This window comes from Chryseobacterium sp. SIMBA_029 (assembly GCF_046535275.1).
In the GTDB taxonomy this organism is placed as follows: Bacteria; Bacteroidota; Bacteroidia; order Flavobacteriales; family Weeksellaceae; genus Chryseobacterium.
Genome location: NZ_JAWRXA010000489.1, coordinates 1 through 261, shown reverse-complemented (window position 1 = coordinate 261; position 261 = coordinate 1). Strand labels below are relative to the sequence as shown.

1 protein-coding gene is annotated in these 261 nt (G+C 33.3%); it reads left to right on the top strand.

Annotation, left to right across the window (positions count from 1 at the left end):
- Window positions 1-37 precede the first annotated feature (37 nt).
- Window positions 38-261 (top strand): condensation domain-containing protein (locus SB679_RS24935; RefSeq protein ID WP_410704986.1); only part of this gene is annotated, 224 nt, incomplete at its 3' end.

Below are 261 nucleotides of genomic sequence, written 5' to 3'. Positions count from 1 at the left end.
GATTGATATGCATCACATTATAACTGACGGGCTATCCATGAAAATTTTAATGAAAGATTTTGTCCGCATGTATAATGGGCATGAAATAGAACCTTTAAAAATTCAGTACAAGGATTTTTCTGAATGGCAGCATAAATTCTTACAATCAAAAGATATGAAAGAGATGGAAGATTACTGGACTAACAAGTTCTCAGGAGAATTGCCTATCTTAAGTTTACCTTATGACTTTGACAGACCTGTTATTCAAAGTTATAACGGGCA